This window comes from Bacillus cereus ATCC 14579 (assembly GCF_000007825.1).
Lineage (GTDB): Bacteria > Bacillota > Bacilli > Bacillales > Bacillaceae_G > Bacillus_A > Bacillus_A cereus.
In genome coordinates this window covers 3321943-3342225 of sequence record NC_004722.1, presented here as the reverse complement: position 1 = coordinate 3342225, position 20283 = coordinate 3321943, and the positions used below count along the sequence as shown (strand labels likewise).

The following is a 20283-nucleotide window of genomic DNA, read 5'->3' as shown; positions in this document are numbered from 1 at the left end:
ATATGAAAAGTATAGGTTTATATGAATGAGGGAAAGTGAGTGAAACACATGGAAAAGTTTGCGAACCATTTTGGATATAATCGTATGTTTGCGAAAGATCAACTTACGTTAGGAGTTCACATTCCGATTGAAAATTATCAGTTTCATGCTCCAACGATGGAAAAACAAGTAGAGTTAGTACAAAAAGCGGAACAATACGGTTTTACAGGTGTATGGCTTCGCGATGTATTGCTGCAAGACCCTGATTTTGGTGATCCTGCAACAGGTCAAATTTACGATATGATGATTTATTTGACGTATTTAGCAAGCAAGACAGAGAAAATCGCATTTGGAACGTCGGCAACAGTGTTGTCACTTCGTCATCCATTGCGTGTAGCAAAAGAAATTGCTACATTAGATCAACTATTTCCAGAAAGAATTATGCTTGGCGTTTCATCCGGTGACAGACGTGCCGATTTCAAAGCGTTAGGTGTTAGTCATGAAACACGAGGTGAAAAGTTTAGAGAAGCATTTGCTTACTTGGAAGAAATTTTGTATAAAAACTTCCCGTCTATCCAGTCGACACTAGGAGAAGTTCATGGTGCGAATTTAGTTCCAAAACCGTCTAAACGTGTTCCAACCTTTATTACAGGTTTTAGTCAGCAAAATATGGAATGGTTTGCTGAACATGGAGATGGATGGATGTATTATCCACGTAGTCCGGTGCATCAGGCGGGAGCAATTGGACAATGGAGAGAACTAGTAGAGGATTATCATCCAGATGTATTCAAACCATTTATACAACCGATGCATTTAGATTTATCTGAAGATCCAAATGAACGTCCTACACCGATACGTTTAGGTTACCGTACAGGGCGTAAGGCACTAATTGAATTACTTGATATATATAAAAGTATTGGTGTGAATCATTTATTCCTTGCTCTATTTGATGGTCAACGTCCAGCTGACGAAGTATTGGATGAGCTAGGAGAAGAAGTGCTACCGCATTTCCCAGCCTTGTAAAGGAGTGAAAAGAATGAAAGCAATAGGACTTATGCAATATGGAGATAAAAGTGTACTACAAGAGATTGAAATGCAGACACCGCTATTGGGAGACAACGATGTACTGATTGAAGTATATGCAGCTGGTGTAAATCCTGTGGATTGGAAAATACGTGAGGGTTTACTTCAAGACGTAATTTCTTATGACTTCCCGCTCGTTTTAGGATGGGATGTTGCAGGTGTAGTTGCTGCTATAGGAAAAAACGTTACCGCATTTAAAGTGGGGGATGAAGTATATAGTCGTCCAGATATTGAACGAAATGGTACTTATGCAGAGTACGTGGCTGTAGATGAGAAGTATGTAGCGAAAAAACCGAGAAATCTATCTTTTGAGGAAGCAGCATCAATCCCTCTAGTAGGTTTGACAAGTTGGCAAAGTTTAGTAAAATTCGCTAATGTTCAAAAGGGTAATAAGGTTTTAATTCATGCTGGATCTGGCGGGATTGGTACGTTTGCTATTCAACTAGCAAAAAGCTTCGGTGCATATGTTGCAACTACGACTAGTACGAAAAACATGCAATTTGTAAAGGATCTAGGCGCTGATACTGTCGTCGATTACAAAACGGAAGACTTTTCTTTGCTTTTGCATAATTACAATATTGTATTTGATGTGTTAGGTGGGGATGTACTAAAGAATAGTTATAAAGTACTTGCACCAAATGGAAAGTTAGCGTCTATTTATGGTCCGAAAGGTATGAAAATTCCGCAAACCGAGATATCAAGAGAGAAAAATATTGAGAGTGACCATATATTTGCTGAGCCTAACGGATATGCCCTTTCTCTTATTCCAGAATTAATTGAGAGCGGGAAGATTAAACCTGTTGTCACGCATGTGTTGCCTTTACATGTAGAAGGTGTAAAAAAAGCACACCACATAAGTGAGTCAGAACGTGCTCTTGGGAAAATTGTATTGAAGAAACATTGGTAAAGTATGAGGTTTTAGAGACAGTATTGTGCTAAGTAGCGAATGAACTTATATATTCTATTCTATCAATTGTTTTAAAAGGGAGAGAACAAATGGATTCAATGACATTTCTTTTACCCCGCATTAACAGGTAGTAAGACCCCCACCTCAAAATTCAGCGATATCATAGAAGTTAGGTGGGGGCAACTGCCTGTAAAAGCCCGATTGGTTCAACTAATAATCAGTGGGGATGAACAAAACCCCCACTGATTAAAGTTTCACTTTATCCGGAGCGACAGGGGATTTAGCGAAACGCAAAATTTATCCTGCTTTATATAAGCTATTTAGTAATCAAAATATACCACAATCTATTTCGATTATCGGTATCGGCAGAAGGGTAATGTCAGATGTGGAATTTCAAACAAAGGTAGAACAATCCCTTGCTACATTTTCTAGAAGATCTACTGATGATGAATTAGGAGTAGAAGAATTTATTAGCACATTTCGTTATTGTCAATTAAATACAGCGAATATAGAGGACTATCAAGATTTGTTGCGTCTTGTAAAGAGGCGTGAAACAGAATTAAACATTCCTGAAAACCGCATGTTTTACCTATCTGTTATACCAGAAGTATTTGATGTCATTGCTTTAAATATTAAGGAAAGTGGATTGTGGGCTACAAAAGGATTGAACCGTCTTATTATAGAGAAGCCTTTTGGTTATCATGTAACGTCTGCTCGTGAGTTTAACGGAAAAATGATTGAAGATTTTGATGAAACTGACATTTGTTATATCAATCATTATCTTTGAAAATGAATGGTAATTAGGAATACACTTAGAAAAGCATTACGAAATAAATAGTATGTAATGCAAGACATTTTTATTGACGATAATAATTTATATGGTTAATATACTAGACATAAGATTATTTAATTACTAAAAGTAATCGGATATACATTTGTTTGTTGAGTTCGATAAATAAGTAATCTGTGGTAGAAGTGCTTTGAATTGCCACTATTAATATTGGGGACAATTAGAAAGCGAAAGGTATAAAAGGAATTGGAATTTGATAACTCTTTGTTTTTTTTATAAAAACAGGGGCTTCTGTACAATTCATTTTTAAAATATTGACAAGGATTATACAACAAGAGGGGGACTGAAATTGGAATCAATGACCTTTGTTTTATTTGGAGCGACAGGGGACTTAGCGAAACGCAAAATTTACCCCGCACTATATAACTTATATAGAGATCAAAAGCTTCCAAAGCAAATATCCGTTATCGGGCTTGGGAGACGTCAAGTATCTCATGTGGATTTTCAAGAAAGAATAAAAGAATCAATAGAGACGTTTTCCCGTCATAGAGAAGAAGGTACTCCAGAACTCGAAGTTTTTTTAGATAACTTTCGCTATTGTCCATTAGATGTGAGTAAGCCGGAAGACTATGAGAGATTATTACAAGTCGTTCGTGAAAGGGAAGAAGAACTACATATAAAAGGTAATAGAATGTTCTATCTTTCAGTTGCTCCTGAATTTTTCGAGACGATTGCTTTAAATATTAAGGAAAGCGGACTTGATAAAACAGATGGATGGAAACGCCTGATGATTGAGAAACCGTTTGGGCACGACCTTGCATCTGCTCGTGAGCTGAATGATAAGCTTAGTCGCACGTTTGAAGAAGACGAGATATACCGTATTGATCATTATTTAGGTAAACCGATGATTCAAAACCTTGAAGCGCTAGAATTTGCAAATCCTGTTCTCCAGTCGATTTGGAATAAAGAACATATAGCGAATGTACAAATCACAGCTAGTGAAACAGTTGGGGTTGAAGAAAGGGCAGGATATTATGACCAGGCAGGAGCCATTCGAGATATGGTTCAAAATCATATGTTACAAATATTAATGATGACTGCTATGAATCTGCCGGAAAAGGTTAATGCATGTGAAATTCGAGAGGAAAAGCGAAAGGTAATGGAGACGCTTCGTAAAGTGAAAAAAGAAGACGTTCAAAACCATATCGTTCGCGGTCAATACGTTTCAGGAGAAATAAAAGGCGGACAAGTTGTAGCGTATAAAGAGGAGCCAGGAGTAAATCCTTCTTCTAACATAGACACATTTGTTGCTGCTCGCCTGTGGATCGATAATCCATTTTGGACTGGCGTTCCATTTTATATACGAACAGGTAAACGAATGAAAGAAAAGTCTACTCGTATTGTAATCGAATTTAAAAATACGTTAAAACAGCAATATCAAGATAGTAATCCAAATGCAGCACCTAACTTATTAATAATTGAAATTAGTCCAGGTGAGAACGTTTCATTACAGTTAAATAGTAAAAATCCATTGAAAAATGGAGAAATTGAACCGATGCGTATTAACTTTACTTGTGAGCAAGCGGATGTGGGAGTACCTGAAGCGTATGAAAGACTCATTCATGATGCGGTGAGTGGAGACGCTACATTCTTTGCACATTGGAGAGAAGTTGAATTGTCATGGGAATGGGTACAACCAATTCTTGAAGCATTCGAGGAGAACTTATTACCACTTCATGAATATGAGTCTGGTTCATATGGTCCAGATGCGTCTAATGAATTATTGCAAGAAAGTGGATTTAAATGGTGGTTAGATCAAGAGACGGAAAAATAAGTACTTTCTTTCATGAAAGCATGTAGGGGGACGATTACTATGACACAAAACATAAATCAATTAGCAGTGAATACAATTCGTACATTATCAATTGATGCTATTAATGCGGCAAATTCAGGTCATCCAGGTCTTCCGATGGGAGCAGCACCGATGGCTTATGCATTATGGGCGAATCATTTAAATCACAATCCTAATCATCCGAAATGGTTTAACCGTGATCGATTCGTTTTATCAGCGGGACACGGATCGAGCCTACTGTATAGCTTACTTCATTTAGCTGGATATGACGTTTCAATTGATGACTTGAAAAACTTCAGAAAGTTAAATAGTAAAACACCAGGACATCCTGAGTTTGGTCATACTCCTGGAGTTGAAGCGACGACAGGCCCGTTAGGACAAGGGATTGCTAATGCTGTCGGAATGGCAATGGCAGAAGCGCATTTAGCAGCGAAGTTCAATAAGGATGGTCACTCTATTATAGATCACAATACGTACGCTTTAGTCGGAGATGGTGACTTAATGGAGGGTGTCGCTTATGAAGCGATGTCAATGGCAGGACATATGAAACTTGGCAAGTTAATTGTACTGTATGATTCAAATGAAATTTCACTTGATGGTGAATTAGGCATTGCTTTCTCTGAAGATATTCAGAAAAGGGCAGAATCTGTACATTGGCAATATGTAAGAGTTGAAGATGGAAACGATGTCGATGCTATTACAAAAGCTATTCAATCAGCGAAAGAAAATACGGATCAACCTACTCTTATAGAAATTAGAACCATTATAGGTTATGGAAGTCCAAAAGTTGCTGGAACGAACAAAGCACATGGTAATCCGCTTGGAGTAGAAGAAGCGACAGCGACAAAACAAGTGTATGGTTGGCACTATGAGGAAGACTTCTTTGTGCCTGAAGAAGTAACAGCTCATTTTAATGAACTGAAACAAAAAGGTATTGAAAAAGAAAATGACTGGAATGAGCAGTTCAACTCATACAGAGAGTCGAATCCTGCGCTAGCAGATGAATTAGAAAAAGCGATTACAGGTGATGTTTTAATTGAAGCGAAAGACATTCTATCTTTTGATACTGAAAAAACGATTTCCACTCGTGTTGCAAGTGGGGAAGCTATTAATCATTATGTGAAATCGATTCCTTCTATTTTCGGTGGAAGTGCGGATCTTTCTCATTCTACGATGACAGATATAAAGGGGAAGCAGTATATGCAGTAGAATCATATGCTGGACGAAATATATACTTCGGTGTACGTGAACATGCAATGGGCGCGGCAGCGAATGGACTGGCTCTTCACGGAGGAGTAAAACCTTTCGTAAAGACATTCTTTGTATTTAATGAATACCTTCGGCCATCGATTCGACTGGCTGCACTGCAAAATTTACCTGTTACTTACGTATTTACACATGATTCGATTGCTGTAGGAGAAGATGGTCCAACGCATGAACCAATTGAACAATTGGCAGCGCTTCGAGCAATTCCTGGTTTAACAGTTATCCGTCCGTCAGATGCAAATGAAACAGCAAGTGCTTGGGCGTATGCTTTACAGCAAACGGATGGTCCAGTCGTTTTAGTACTGAGCCGTCAAAATTTACCGGTGTTTAATGAAACGAAAGCGAACATAGAGAATCTCTCTAAAGGAGCTTACGTATTAACACAAACAAATGAAAATCCGGATGTAATTTTAATTGCGACAGGTTCTGAAGTATCCTTAACTGCTAGTGCGAAAGCAAAATTAGAAGAAGAACAAGTTTCTGTTCGCATCGTTGCAATGCCGAGCTGGGAGTTATTCGATCGCCAATCGAACGAATATAAAGAATCCGTTCTTCCGTCTTCTATAACGAAACGAGTATCTCTTGAGATGGGTGTATCTCTCGGGTGGGAACGTTATGTAGGACAAGAAGGAAAAGTACTATCAATTGAAACATTTGGAGCTTCAGGAACTGGAACTGAAGTCATGAATCTATTTGGATTTACGACAGAAAATGTTGTTCAAATTACAAAAAATGTGTTGAATTCTTAAGCTATGACTGTGAATACCTTTCTTGTACATACTAACATTTCAGTGCTGAAAGGTATTCCAGATTGTAGTGATATGGATTTTTAATAAAAGATGATTTGAGGAGGAATTATATTATGCAAGTAGGATTAATTGGGTTAGGTAAAATGGGATTAAATTTAGGGAAAAATTTAATGGATCATAAACATGAAGTAGTAGCATTTGATTTAAATACGAGCGCAGTAGAAGAAATGAAAGAGTACGGGGCAACGGGTACATCTAGTTTAAGTGAACTTGTTCAGTCATTACAATCACCAAGAATTCTTTGGGTAATGGTACCACACGCTGTTGTTGATTCTGTTATTGATGAGGTTACACCACTTTTATCAAAAGGAGATATTCTAATTGAAGCTGGTAATTCACATTATAAAGAGTCTATCCGCCGATATGAGCAATTAAAGGAAGATGGCATTCACTTTATGGATGCAGGAACTTCTGGTGGAATGGAAGGCGCTCGTAATGGTGCTTGTTACATGATCGGAGGAGATCAAGAAGCTTGGGACATCGTTGAACCTATCTTCCGCGATACTGCTGTAGAAAATGGATTCTTATATGCTGGAAAAGCTGGTAGTGGTCACTTCTTAAAAATGGTTCATAACGGAATTGAATACGGTATGATGGCTGCTATTGGTGAAGGATTTGAGATTCTAGAGAAAAGTGAATTTGACTACGATTATGAAAAAGTATCAAGAGTATGGAACAACGGTTCAGTCATTCGTTCTTGGTTAATGGAATTAACAGAAAATGCATTTTCTAAAGATGCAAAACTGGATGAAATTAAGGGTGTTATGCATTCTTCTGGTGAAGGAAAATGGACAGTAGAAACAGCATTAGACCTTCAAACAGCAACTCCTGTTATCGCAATGTCTCTATTAATGCGCTACCGCTCATTAGACAATGATACATTTACAGGAAAAGTTGTAGCAGCTCTGCGCAATGAATTTGGCGGACATGCAGTAGAAAAGAAATAAAGTGAAACTTTAATAAGTAGGGGCTTTATTCCACATCAATCGGGCTTTTACGGGATAAGCATATTAAACATGTAACTCATCAACGTTTAAAAACTGGAGGGAATTGATCATGAGATTTTTTATTGATACTGCAAATCTTGAGGACATAAAAAAAGCATATAAACTTGGAGTTTTAGCTGGTGTTACAACGAATCCTTCTTTAGTAGCAAAAGAGGGCGTTAAGTTTGAAGACCGTATCGCAGAAATTTGTCAGGCAGTACCTAAAGTTGAGTCTGTTTCGGCAGAAGTAACGCCAGATGCTGTTACAGCTGAAGAAATGATTGCTCAAGCAGAAGAATTAATTAAAATTAACGGTGGCGATAAAAACGTCACGATAAAACTTCCAATGACGCTAGCAGGATTAGAAGCTTGTCGCTATCTTACTGAAAAAGGTGTGAAAACGAACGTTACACTTATTTTCACTGTGAACCAAGCACTTTTAGCTGCTCGAGCAGGTGCAACGTATGTTTCTCCATTTTTAGGACGCTTAGATGATATTTCTGAAGATGGTGTACTATTAGTTGCTAAAATTGCTGAATTATTCGATGTTCATCAATTAGATACACAAATTATTGCGGCTTCTGTCAGACATCCAGATCATGTAACTCGTGTAGCGATGGCAGGTGCTCACATTGCAACAATCCCTTATAAAGTAATCGAGCAACTTGCTATGCACCCATTAACAGATCAAGGTATTGAGAAGTTTGCTGCGGATTGGGCGAAAGCTCCTAAATTATAATGTATAAAAGTGAAGGGGCTTGCTGAAAATTGCTTTTCATGAGAGGACAAATTCTAAGTAACTTCATCGTTTAAACTGGATCCCGAGTTTGTAGTCTTACTATGTGAAAACAGCAAGAGAAGAAAGCGTCATTCACTTTTAAAAAAGGAAAATTTGCTTACGCGAAGCGTTTATCACAATGACATTATAATTATGAAAGAGAAATCCCCTTATCAGAGAGATGAGTTAAAGTATATCTCTGATAAGGGAGATTCTTTTTGTATAAATCATTATGATGTGAGGATGCTTTTAAGTGCATATCAATATGTAAAGCTATCTTTTACTCAAGTAAGAACTATATAGGTTCTTTTCATTATATAGCATTTTTGAAAGGGTTTACATAAAGGGGGATTAAGTATGAATATGTACCTTTTAATGATTACATTATTATCAATTGTAATTGTTATTTTAGGGGTTTCGTGGTGGAGATGGCATGCGTTTATTAGTTTAACGGTTGCAAGTTTGTTTTTAGCAATTATGTCTGGAATGCCAATGGATAAAATAGTGAGTGCTTATGAAACGGGAGTTGGGAGTGTTCTCGGGCATTTAGTAGGTATTTTAGTTTTAGGTACAATTTTAGGGAAAATGATGGCAGAGTCAGGTGCTGGAATGCAAGTGGCAGAGTTCTTTATTAAATCCTTTGGGATAAAAAACTTACCGTGGGCTATGTTAATTGCAGGTTTTATTATTGGAATTCCGGTGTTTTTTGAAGTAGGTATTTTAATATTGTTGCCGTTAGTAATTTCAATTCATAAAACTACGAAACAAAATATTTTATTGATAGCGTTACCAGCAATTGCTGGGCTATCTGTCGTACATGGCCTAGTTCCTCCGCATCCAGGGGCAATCGTTGCAATTGGTATTTATAAAGCGAACCTTGGGAAGGTACTATTGTATTCACTCATTATTACATTTTTTGCAGCGATTATTGCAGGTCCTATATTCGCTAAATGGATTCACAAACGTGTAATTCCTGAAAATGAGCCAGAATTGATTCGTGTAAATACAAAATCAACGAAATTACCAGGAATAGGAGTTTCATTTTTAGTCATATTGTTACCAGTTATGTTAATGGTTTTAGCTGCAGCGGCTCCTTATGTTCCACTTTCTACTACTTTGATGAAGATTATCACATTAATCGGTAGTCCTATCATTGCGTTATTGATTGCATGTTTTGCAGCGTTTTATTTTCTTGGATTTCGCCAAGGTATCGATAAAAAGGCTATTAAGAAGGTAACAGAAGATAGCTTATTACCAATCGGTTCAATTGTTGCGATTATTGGTGCCGGCGGGGGATTTAAGCAAATTCTTATCGATAGTGGTGTAGGCAATGCTATTGCTCAAATGTCTGAGCATTTAGCTCTATCTCCAATTGTATTAGCATTTATAGTAGCAGGACTAATTCGAATTGCGACAGGGTCAGCGACAGTCGCTTTAACAACAGCAGCAGGCATCGTTTCACCAATCATTGAAAATACGACAGGTGTGAATTTAGAGTTGCTCGTCATTGCAACAGGTGCAGGAGCATTAATGTTTTCACACGTAAACGATGCTGGGTTCTGGATGGTAAAAGAATACTTAGGTTTAACAGTGAAAGAAACATTTAAAACATGGACGGTATTAGAAACGTTACTTTCATTTATCGCTTTTGGAGGAGTTTTACTACTTGATATGTTTGTTTAAAATAAGGATATTTTTATATCAATTAAGAGAGACAACTTTAGCACATAACGTTATGAACAGATAAAATAAATATATTTTTATGGTTCTTATATGATTAGGATACTGTAGGGATTTTTGTTAGGAGGAAGAAATGGTGAGCACAAAATATATGATTGGTGTAGACATTGGGACAACTAGTACAAAATCGGTTCTATTTTCTACTGATGGGTCTGTTATTGCAAGTCATGGAATTGAATATCCTTTATATTCTCCTACACCTGAAATAGCAGAACAAGACCCAGAAGAAATTTTTCGTGCAGTAATAAATACGATTAAAGAAACTGTACAGTCAAGTAGTGTACAGCCGAATGATATTCTTTGTGTCTCTTTTAGTTCGGCAATGCATAGTATCATTGCTGTAGATGAGAAGGGAAAACCGTTAACGAGATGTATCACTTGGGCAGATAATAGAAGTGTAAGCTGGGCAGAGAAAATAAAGAATGATATGAATGGTCATGAAATTTATTTGCGTACTGGGACACCAATTCATCCGATGTCGCCACTTTCGAAATTAGTTTGGTTACAGAATGAACAGGCAGAATTGTTCGCAAAAAGTTATAAATTTATTTCTATTAAAGAGTATGTTTTTTATAAGTTATATAAGGATTATGTAATTGATTATTCTATAGCATCAGCAACAGGGATGTTTAATTTGAAATCTTTAAAATGGGATGAAGAGGCTTTACATGTTGCGGGAATTACAGATGACAAGCTTTCTAAACTCGTTCCAACAACGCACAGTTTAACCGGATTAGATGAAGAGCTTGCCAAAGAGATGAATGTACTTGTTTCTACGCCTTTTGTAGTAGGAGCGAGTGATGGAGTCCTATCCAATTTAGGTGTAAATGCAATTGATCCTGGTGTTGTTGCTGTGACAATTGGTACAAGCGGTGCGATACGTGCTGTAACAAATCGTCCTGTAACAGATCCAAAAGGTAGAATTTTTTGTTACGCCTTAACTGAAGACCATTGGGTAATTGGTGGACCAGTTAATAACGGTGGTATGATTTTCAGATGGGCTCGTGACCAATTGGGTACTTCAGAGATTGAGCTTGCGAAGCGTTTAGGGAAAGATCCATATGAAGTGCTTACTGAAATAGCAGCAAAAGTGAGTCCGGGGTCCGACGGTTTATTATTTCACCCGTATTTAGCAGGAGAAAGAGCTCCTTTATGGAATGCAAATGCGCGAGGATCTTTCTTTGGACTTGGATTGCATCATAAGAAAGAACATCTGATCCGTGCTGTTTTAGAAGGAGTAATTTATAATTTATACACCGTTCTTCTTGCTTTAAAAGAGCTAATTGGTGAACCGAAAAAAATTCAAGCGACAGGTGGTTTTGCAAGATCGGAACTTTGGAGACAGATGATGGCAGATATTTTCCATCAAGACGTATATGTTCCGGAAAGTTTTGAAAGCTCTTGCTTAGGAGCTGCAATCCTCGGTTTATATAGTTTAGGTGAAGTAGATACGTTGCATGTAGTTTCTGAAATGGTAGGTGCGAATTTCCATCATGAACCAAACATGGAAAGTGTGGAAAAATATAAAGATTTAACACCAATCTATATTCGTCTGTCTCGTCAATTGGAAGAAGAATATGAAAGTATAGCAGCGTACCAAAAAAAGTGGGTTTAAAAGCTAGTTACCAAGAAAATATGGTAACGTATAAAGAGGTACTCCGATTTTTTAGGATGGTCTTTCAACATAAAATATTTTAAGAAGTATGATGAATGAAAAATATAGGGAGAGAGGGTTATGAAAATGAAGAATAACAAAGAGTTTATCGGATATGTTGGAACATACACGAAAGAAAATAGTGAAGGAATATATAAGTTTACTTTAGAAACGGAAGCAAAAAAAATTAGTAATGTAACACTTGCCGCTAAGTTGGATAACCCTACATATGTAACGATTAATCGAAATAATGAATATCTCTATTCCGTTGTTAAGGAAGGCGAATCTGGCGGTGTAGCTGCATATTCCATGGATAGTCATACTGGAGAACTAAAAGCGAAAAATAGACAAGTAGTAGAAGGGGCTTCTCCTTGTCATATTAGTGTTGATAGTGGAAATCATACAGTAGTTACAGCAAATTACCATAAAGGAACGATTGAGTCTTTTGAAGTAAATGAAGAAAATGGAACTGTAAATCCTGCTGCATCTATTATGACACATGAAGGTTCAGGTCCGAATAAAGAAAGACAAGAAAAACCACATGCACATTACGCGGGATATACTCCTGATGAAAAATATGTAGTGGGCGTTGATTTAGGGATAGATAAAATAATTACGTATGAAGTAAAAGATAGTATATTAACAGAAGTGAATCGTTTATCTGTAAATCCAGGAAGTGGTCCAAGACATATTACTTTTCATCCGAATGGAAAGTATGCGTATGTAATGACGGAGCTTAGTTCAGAGGTTATTGTGTTAACATATAATCCTACAGAAGGATCCTTTACAGAACTACAGTATATTTCTACTGTTCCAGAAGAGTTTGATGAAAATAATCAAGGAAGTGCGATTCATATTTCTTCTGACGGCTGTTTTGTATATGCAGGTAATCGTGGTCATAATAGTATCGCTGTTTATAGCGTAGATCAAAATTCAGGTCAGCTTACATTTGTTGAACATACATCTACAGAAGGAAATTGGCCAAGAGACTTTGTATTAGATCCTACTGAAAAGTTCCTTGTTGCTACAAATGAAAAGTCACATAATCTTGTGTTATTTTCAAGAGATGAATCTACAGGTAAGTTAACACTTTTACAATCTGATGTTGTTGTGCCAGAGCCTGTTTGTGTGAAGTTTTTAAATATATAATTTCAGATGCCTAAACAAAAGCAAAGCGATATCGCTTTGCTTTTTATTGTTTCTTTTTCGGCCTACGTACTAATTCGCCGCCGCAGTTTGGACAAACGTTATGTCTTTCTTCTGTACATGGTGCGCAAAATGTACATTCATATACACAAATGTATGCTTCAGAATCTTGTTCGAGCGATTGATCGCAAATTTGACAGTTTGTTTTCATTTCTAGTGCCATAATAAGTCTCCTTTTTAGTTAGAAAATTTATAATTTAATTATAATTCATTAAATAGAAATAGTCCTTTTCAATTGAAAGGAAATCGAATGATAAATTTATGAATTGAAACGAAAGATGCTGGTTTATTTTAAAATTGATTATTTATTACAGTTGGAATATTATGAAATAGTCAAAAGACAACAGGGGGTATAGATTTTGACTAATCATAACGATCATTTAAAAGCAAACTGCGAAAAATGTTTCGGTCTATGTTGCGTTGCATTACCGTTTGCAGCATCGGTAGATTTTGCAGTGAATAAAGATGGTGGTAAACCATGTTCCAACTTACAATCAGATTTTAAATGTAGTATACATAAAAATCTTAGAGGAAAAGGTTATAAAGGTTGTACAGTATTTGAGTGTTTCGGTGCTGGGCAGAAGATTTCTCAGGGTACGTTTAAAGGGATTGATTGGAGGAAAGATGCAAAGCATGCAAGAAAAATGTACGATGCTTTTCCGGTTATGCATCAACTTCATGAAATGCTTTGGTATTTGAATGAAGCGATTCTTTTAAAGGCAACACAGCCAATTCATAAAGAGCTGGAGACCGCAATTGAGGAGACAGAGCGACTTTCGAATTTAAATCCAGATGAGCTAATGAAAATAAATGTTCCAATGCATAGGGCAGAGGTGAACATTCTTCTTTTAGAAACGAGCGAATTAGTATGGAAGGAAATGAATACTGCGCGTAAGAAACGAATTATTCACCGCGGAGCAGACCTTATGGGAGCGAATCTGAAAAAGAAAAATTTACAAGGTGCAAATTTAAGAGGAGCTTACTTAATTGCGGCTAACTTAAATGGTGCAGATTTAAGAGGAGCAGATCTCATCGGAGCAGATTTGCGAGATGCAGATATTCGCGGGGCTGATTTTACTAATAGTATTTTTCTGACGCAAGTTCAAGTTAATGCTGCTAGAGGGGACAAACATACGAAATTACCGAAATTATTGTCTCGTCCATCGCATTGGAGTGCGTAAAGAGTGAGGAGTATTTAGTGTGGATATATTTCAGTATTTAGAAGAGATGCAAGAGGATGTCTTTTCGTTAGCAGTAGAGCAAATAGAAGCGAAGTATTATGATATTTGTTGCATGTTGGCGTCTACAGAATATGCAGAACGAATTAAAGTAATTGATGTAGAGTCATATAAGGTAAATATTCGAGTAGGTTTGGATGCAGCTGTAGAAATGGCTACTAATGAAGAAGCAAAAGCGATTTATTTTGAGTATGACCTTGATAACGAGTGGACTAGTCAGTTTTATATTTGTGAGGAGTATGCTCCACTTGAAGAAGAGGATGATGATTGGGCTTCTGAATGGACATATGATGTTGAGGGACCGGAGTCTGTAGAATTAGCGGATATGTATAATGAAAATGGCTTTGACACAAGTGAAAAAGCAATCGGTATCACTTTATATTTAATTGCTAAAACGCTGTGTAGTTTTATAAGTGTACGTAGTGAAGTGCAAAATAATATACCGATTTGTATTGGTTTTCACGACCAAGATCCAATAATGCGAACAGGCAGAGACTAAGAATCTCTGCCTGCTTTTTATTTCTTTTCAAAAGTAGTAATTAAAACGCTACATATAATAAGAATACCACCAATAAAAAAGTTACTATTTAATGTTTCATTTAATAAGAGCCAACCAAGTAATGATCCAACGATAGGTTGGAAGAAGAAAAATAAGGAACCTATGCTTGCATCCAGTAATTTTAATCCTTTATTCCAAAGGAAAAAGGCACCTGCTGTTGAGACGATTCCTAAGTATAATACGCCTAATATTACGTACGTATTTACTGTTCCGATAGAGGCCGCTTGTAGCTCCCATATCATAAAAGGTGTAATAAAAAAGAGTGAAAAGAAAATTGCGTACGTTGTAATAACTAAGGATGAAAATTGGATTGAAGCGATTTTTACATAAATAGATAGTAAAGCCCACGTAATAGCGGCTCCAACTAAAATGATTGTTCCAATAAAATAGGAGCCAATTTCAATATCCCATCCGATTACGATAATGACACCGATTGTCGCTATTATAGTAGATAAAAGTCTACGAGCAGTTAGTTTTTCTTTCAAAATGAGCGCTGCAAATATAACCATAAATGCAGGTGTAGCTGATGTAACTAACGAGCCTGTATGAGCGTCGGATAATTTTGTTCCGATAAATTGGCATGTGATCGAAATGAAATAGCCGATAAATCCAATCCAAGCGAATAGGAGCCAATCTTTTTTGCGAATGGTTACTTTTTTCTTTTGCTTTTTCTCAGCTAGTTTCAAAATGCCATATAAAACAACAAAAGCGATAATAAAGCGTAGCCAAACGAGTGTTAGTGGTGGAATGAAATCGAGTACGTATTTGCTAACAACATACATACCGACCCATATACTTGCTGCTAGTGATAAGCATATAGCTCCTAAAATTGTTTGTTTCATTTGAAGTACCTCCGTCTATTTTTAGGGTAATATGAGTTCCCTAAGACGAGGCATAGTGTATGTGTTATAAGCCCGTCTTAGTTTATAGACGGCCTACAGGTTGATCGTTTTCGAATGAAGTGTTGTAGTACATGAGTGCATTCCTCCTCTTTAAGTTATAATGATATTATAACTTAATTTTCTGATTATTGGAGGTTGTTATGAAATATATCGTTATAAAATCACATGTTAGCAATTATCCTAATCCAATTCGCTTAGAAGAGGGGGATGTAGTGAAAATGATAGAGAGTTACGCTGGTCCGGAAAACTGGGAAAACTGGATGTTTTGTCACGAAGAGAAGTATAACCGGAAAGGATGGGTTCCGGAGCAAATTATAAGAAAAGATATGAATGGAACAGGAATTATTATAAAACAATATACTGCGAAAGAATTAAATGTGAATATTGGAGAAAGATTGATCGGATTAGAAGAATTGAATGAATGGGTTTGGTGCGAAGGAAGAGATGGTGAGAAGGGCTGGGTACCAAAGGAAAACTTACAAAAATATTAATAATAATATTTGATCAATAATTAGGAAACATATTTTTGCTTATGAGTATATTGGTTGTAGGATAAAAAGTAGATTAATAGAGAAAGAGGAGGAGATTATTATAACTACAACCGTTATTTCACATTTTTACAATGAAGAGTATTTATTGCCATGGTGGCTTATGCATCATACGAAACTTTTTGATCATGGTATTTTAATTAATAAAGGTTCAACAGATCGTTCCGTTGAGATTTGTAAAAAATTCGCACCGCATTGGGAGGTGCGAGATTCTGTAAATCCAGAGTTTGATGCATATGCGACAGATCATGAAGTGATGAGGATAGAACAAGAAGTACAAGGATGGAAAATGATTTTAAATACGACTGAGTTTCTTTGCGTGCAAGATAAAAATCAGTTTTGGAAATCGCTAAATGAATTGGGGGGGAGGATGTATTGGCTGGACGGGCTTATTATGGTTGATGATCCTAACTACAACTATCCTGACCTTAACTTTGGAATACCTTTAATGAAACAGCGATTTCATGGTTATTTACCAGAAGATTGGCCGTTATGGAGAAGAGGTAGATTTATTCATAATCATGAGCATGGAAGTTATACGGTTGGAAGACATTTATCTGCGCATGAATCGATGATTTATCCACCTCTTGCTTGTATATTATGGTTTGGATTTAGTCCGTGGAACGATGTGATGAGAAAGAGAAAGTTACAAATTGGTCCGACTCTTTCTGAAGCTAGTAAGCATGGGGGAATGGGGACGCACCATATTATTACGCCGGAAAGATTAGAAGAATGGTATAAGGAATTAGCGAGAGGAACGAAGGATTTACGATTTAGTGACGTATATCGTTATGTTTTTGTATAAATGATTCCCACCATAAAATTGTTTCTTCTATTCCTGTATTTAAATCGTATGTTGGTTTCCCAGTTTACTTCAGTTTTTAAACGTTCTACACTAACGCCGACGAATAAAGGTTCATCCTTAGAGAAAGGAATCGCGTCTAGTTTAATTAAATGTTCTTTTCCTATCTTTTTAGCGATGATAGAAGCTAGTTCTTTAATTTGTACAGATTGACCTGAAGCGATATTGATGGTGCCTGTAACGCCATGTTCTAATACTGTTACGAGAGCGTCTGCGACGTCACTCACATGGAGGAAATCTCTCGATTGTTTTCCATGTGTACATAGTGCTTCCTCATTTTTTAATAAGGAAGTGATAATATTAGAAACGAGCCGATTACCTTGTTCGTGAGGTCCATACATATGAAAAATGCGGCCCCAACACATGCTGAGGCCTGTTTGTTGTGCATACGTTTCTAGCCAGGAGTGCAGTGCATTTTTACATAAAGAATACGGGGTTTTATAGGAAAGGAGCGATGAATCTTCAAATAATACGCCGTTAAACCATTCGTACTCTGCGCCAGTACCTGCAACGACAACACGCTTTCCGCCGCATGTTGTGAAGTGTTGAATCAATGAAATACTAGACTTTAGCCAATAGTAATTATTAATAGATACATAGCATGCTGGTGGCACTGCTTCCCAAGCAAGGTGAATGAGATGGCTAGGCTGAACATCCGAAATGAATTGTTTTACTTCGTCATCGCGAAGCAAGTTTACTTTATGCCAATGGCAAGGGAGGTGAGAGGGGTTATTTTTATTATACGTGGCGTGCACTTCATATCCCTTTTGTATAAGTGAATGTACAACATATTTACCTATCCAGCCACTACCACCTGTTACAACAACTTTCTTCATGGCTCGATCACCTCAACTTCTGGAACCGTCACTAAAAATTTACCGCCCCATTCACGAATGAAAGAGCATTCTTTCATAATTTCGTCTTTCAAATTCCAAGGAAGTATGAAAATGTAATCCGGTTTTGTACGTTTAATTTCTGCTGGAGATTTTACTGGAATACGAGTTCCTGGTAAAAGGAGATTTTGTTTGTGAGGATTTTTATCTACTGTATAAGCTAGAAATTCTTTACCTATCCCGCAATAATTCAAAAGGGTGTTTCCTTTAGCTGGAGCACCGTAACCGATAATTTGTTTGTTTAAAACTTTCGCTTCAATAAAAAACTTTAAAATATTTATTTTCAATTGTTCGATGCGTTTAGAAAAAAGGAGATAGTAATCTAAAGTATCTAACCCATGATCGACTTCTTTTTGAATTAATTTTGTAACATTGGAATGGATAGTTGATTGGGCACTTAGATGGTTTACAAAAATCCGTAAGGAACCACCATGCGTTGAAAGTTCTTCTACATCAATAATTTTTAAATGATGATAACTTAAAACTTTTTGAAGGCTTATAAGTGAGAAGTAGGAGAAGTGTTCATGGTAGATGGTATCAAATTGGTTAAAGGATATAAGGTTTAATAAGTGTGGGAATTCAATTGTTATCGTGCCATCACGTTTTAATAGTGTTTTTAAACCAGCGACAAAATCATGCAAGTTCGGAACGTGTGCTAATACGTTATTTGCGACGATTAAATCAGCTTGTGGCAATTTTTTTGCTAAGTCATTACTGAAAAAATTTACATGAGTAGGAATTCCTTTTTTGATAGCAATTTCTGCTACGTTTTTCGCGGGTTCAATTCCCAATGTCTCGATATTTTCTTTTTTAAAGTATTGTAATAAGTACCCATCGTTACTTGCGATTTCAATCACTTTTGAATGTTTCGTTAAGTTGAAACGCTTAATCGCCATTTCTACGTATTGTTTAGCGTGTAGTAGCCAACTTGAGGAGTAAGAGCTGAAGTATAAATAGTTATGAAAAATATTTTGTGGGGATTCAAATTCATCTAGCTGTACGAGTAAACAAGAGTTACAAACAAATGTGTGCAGCGGATAAAAAGGTTCCATTTTATATGAGCTTTCAGGAGCTACAAATGAATTAGCAAGAGGGGAAACGCCCAAATCTAAAAAAGTGTTGGTTAGTAATGAGTGGCAAAAACGGCATTTTTTCTGTTCCATTTTATAGCCCCCTTATAAATTTTTGAATACATCGATTTGTTGTCGTGTGAAAGATTCTATATTTTCACCAGATGCATATTTTTTGTACCAATCAACAGTCCAAGCGATAGCATCATCTGTTGATAACTTAGGAGTCCAGCCGAGTTTATTTACTGCTTTTGTACTGTCGAGTGTTAAAACAGGTGATTCATAAGGAGTATTTGTAGAGGAGGAAATGATTGTTAGTGGGTTATTCCATAATTTTATTACAGATTCAATGACATCATGAACGGTTCTGTTAGGTTCATTCATTGGGCCGAAATTCCACGCTTCTGCATATTTATCATCATTCCAAAGTTTCTCAGCTAAAAGGATATAGCCATGTAGAGGATCTAAAACATGTTGCCACGGACGGACGGCATATTTGTTTCGAATATACAAAGTATGATTGTGCAAATATGCCCGAATGATATCAGGGAATAATCGATCTTCTGCCCAATCACCACCGCCGATGACGTTACCAGCTCTGACTGAGGCGAGTTTCTGGGTATTAGTGCGGAAGAATGATTTTTGATAGGATGTTGCCACTATTTCAGCGCAAGCTTTACTAGCGCTATAAGGGTCGAAACCTCCTAGTCGGTCATTTTCCACGAACGCTCGGTCGCCACTACCGTCATTCTCATAACATTTATCGCTTGTCACATTAATAATGGCACGTACGCTTTCGACGGACTTTGCTGCTTCTAGCACGTGGACAGTACCTAAAACATTCGTTTTGAATGTATCGATAGGATTTTTGTATGAAGCGGTTACGATTGGCTGAGCTGCTAAATGAAATATTATGTCAGGTTTATGCTGCTTCATGGCATGAAATAAAGAATGGTAATCTGTAATATCGCCTTTCATTGTCGTGCACTCTTTTGCTACGTTACCTTGTTCAAAAATGTTAGGAATGGATGGGGGATGAGAAGAAAAGCCTACTACTTCTGCACCTAAAGAACTTAAGAAAAGGGTGAGCCAGGAGCCTTTAAATCCAGTATGTCCTGTAATAAATACTTTTTTCTTATTCCAAAAAGATGATGAAGCCAT

At 36.8% G+C, this 20283-nt stretch carries 16 protein-coding genes and 3 pseudogenes; 14 read left to right on the top strand and 5 right to left on the bottom strand.

Annotated elements, in window-relative coordinates; genetic code table 11:
* Positions 1-48 precede the first annotated feature (48 nt).
* The 10 genes and pseudogenes from BC_RS16865 to BC_RS16820 all read left to right on the top strand — a co-directional run bounded on the left by BC_RS16865 (position 49) and on the right by BC_RS16820 (position 12993).
* Positions 49-1002 (top strand): LLM class oxidoreductase, encoded by a 954-nt coding sequence (locus BC_RS16865; protein ID WP_002195683.1) that lies wholly within the window; start codon positions 49-51, stop codon positions 1000-1002.
* Between the two features lie 13 nt (positions 1003-1015).
* Positions 1016-1969 (top strand): NADP-dependent oxidoreductase, encoded by a 954-nt coding sequence (locus tag BC_RS16860; RefSeq protein ID WP_000643797.1) that lies wholly within the window; start codon positions 1016-1018, stop codon positions 1967-1969.
* A 250-nt stretch (positions 1970-2219) separates the two neighbouring features.
* Positions 2220-2756 (top strand): annotated as a pseudogene (locus BC_RS16855) (glucose-6-phosphate dehydrogenase); the annotation flags it as partial.
* Positions 2757-3108: 352 nt separating this feature from the next.
* Entirely contained in the window at positions 3109-4593 is a 1485-nt protein-coding gene (gene zwf, locus BC_RS16850; RefSeq protein WP_000445365.1) for a glucose-6-phosphate dehydrogenase, read from the top strand.
* Between the two features lie 39 nt (positions 4594-4632).
* A pseudogene (gene tkt / locus BC_RS16845) lies at positions 4633-6626 on the top strand (transketolase).
* A 113-nt stretch (positions 6627-6739) separates the two neighbouring features.
* On the top strand, positions 6740-7633 hold the full coding sequence (gene gnd, locus BC_RS16840) for a phosphogluconate dehydrogenase (NAD(+)-dependent, decarboxylating) (RefSeq protein WP_001195924.1): 894 nt from the start codon (positions 6740-6742) through the stop codon (positions 7631-7633).
* Between the two features lie 109 nt (positions 7634-7742).
* Complete coding sequence (fsa, locus tag BC_RS16835) at positions 7743-8411, top strand: fructose-6-phosphate aldolase (RefSeq protein ID WP_001210267.1); 669 nt, start codon at positions 7743-7745, stop codon at positions 8409-8411.
* Positions 8412-8807: 396 nt separating this feature from the next.
* Positions 8808-10133, top strand: coding sequence for a gluconate permease GntP (gntP, locus tag BC_RS16830; RefSeq protein WP_001057631.1), 1326 nt, complete (start codon positions 8808-8810; stop codon positions 10131-10133).
* 130 nt (positions 10134-10263) lie between these two features.
* Positions 10264-11805, top strand: coding sequence for a gluconokinase (gene gntK, locus BC_RS16825; protein ID WP_000255195.1), 1542 nt, complete (start codon positions 10264-10266; stop codon positions 11803-11805).
* 120 nt (positions 11806-11925) lie between these two features.
* Positions 11926-12993 (top strand): lactonase family protein, encoded by a 1068-nt coding sequence (locus BC_RS16820; RefSeq protein WP_000782642.1) that lies wholly within the window; start codon positions 11926-11928, stop codon positions 12991-12993.
* Positions 12994-13036: 43 nt separating this feature from the next.
* Here the strand turns inward: BC_RS16820 and BC_RS16815 are convergent, their stop codons facing one another.
* Positions 13037-13213 (bottom strand): DUF1272 domain-containing protein, encoded by a 177-nt coding sequence (locus tag BC_RS16815; protein WP_001162789.1) that lies wholly within the window; start codon positions 13211-13213, stop codon positions 13037-13039.
* 196 nt (positions 13214-13409) lie between these two features.
* Here BC_RS16815 and BC_RS16810 point away from each other — a divergent pair, with 196 nt between their 5' ends.
* Together BC_RS16810 and BC_RS16805 are read left to right on the top strand one after the other, a co-directional pair.
* Positions 13410-14231 carry a pentapeptide repeat-containing protein gene (locus tag BC_RS16810; protein ID WP_000181430.1) on the top strand — a complete coding sequence of 274 codons (822 nt, stop codon included), beginning with the start codon at positions 13410-13412 and terminating at the stop codon, positions 14229-14231.
* A gap of 19 nt (positions 14232-14250) precedes the next feature.
* The gene (locus BC_RS16805; RefSeq protein WP_000350940.1) at positions 14251-14787 is read left to right on the top strand and encodes a hypothetical protein; all 537 of its coding nucleotides are present in this window, start codon (positions 14251-14253) and stop codon (positions 14785-14787) included.
* Positions 14788-14804: 17 nt separating this feature from the next.
* Here the strand turns inward: BC_RS16805 and BC_RS16800 are convergent, their stop codons facing one another.
* The gene (locus BC_RS16800) at positions 14805-15689 is read right to left on the bottom strand and encodes a DMT family transporter (RefSeq protein WP_000814758.1); all 885 of its coding nucleotides are present in this window, start codon (positions 15687-15689) and stop codon (positions 14805-14807) included.
* A 200-nt stretch (positions 15690-15889) separates the two neighbouring features.
* Here BC_RS16800 and BC_RS16795 point away from each other — a divergent pair, with 200 nt between their 5' ends.
* Complete coding sequence (locus tag BC_RS16795) at positions 15890-16240, top strand: SH3 domain-containing protein (protein WP_000875287.1); 351 nt, start codon at positions 15890-15892, stop codon at positions 16238-16240.
* Between the two features lie 61 nt (positions 16241-16301).
* Complete coding sequence (locus BC_RS16790) at positions 16302-17102, top strand: glycosyltransferase family 2 protein (RefSeq protein WP_075678122.1); 801 nt, start codon at positions 16302-16304, stop codon at positions 17100-17102.
* On the opposite strand, the pseudogene BC_RS16785 reads toward BC_RS16790, so the two are convergent.
* From BC_RS16785 to rfbG, 3 genes and pseudogenes are all read right to left on the bottom strand, one after another.
* Positions 17071-17995, bottom strand: a pseudogene (locus BC_RS16785) (NAD-dependent epimerase/dehydratase family protein). The gene BC_RS16790 and the pseudogene BC_RS16785 sit on opposite strands and share 32 nt — an antisense overlap.
* Positions 17992-19215: a class I SAM-dependent methyltransferase gene (locus BC_RS16780; protein WP_000435778.1), complete on the bottom strand. Its 1224-nt coding sequence runs from the start codon at positions 19213-19215 to the stop codon at positions 17992-17994. The pseudogene BC_RS16785 and the gene BC_RS16780 overlap by 4 nt, the downstream one beginning before the upstream one ends.
* 12 nt (positions 19216-19227) lie before the next feature.
* Positions 19228-20283 (bottom strand): CDP-glucose 4,6-dehydratase, encoded by a 1056-nt coding sequence (rfbG, locus tag BC_RS16775; protein WP_000168660.1) that lies wholly within the window; start codon positions 20281-20283, stop codon positions 19228-19230.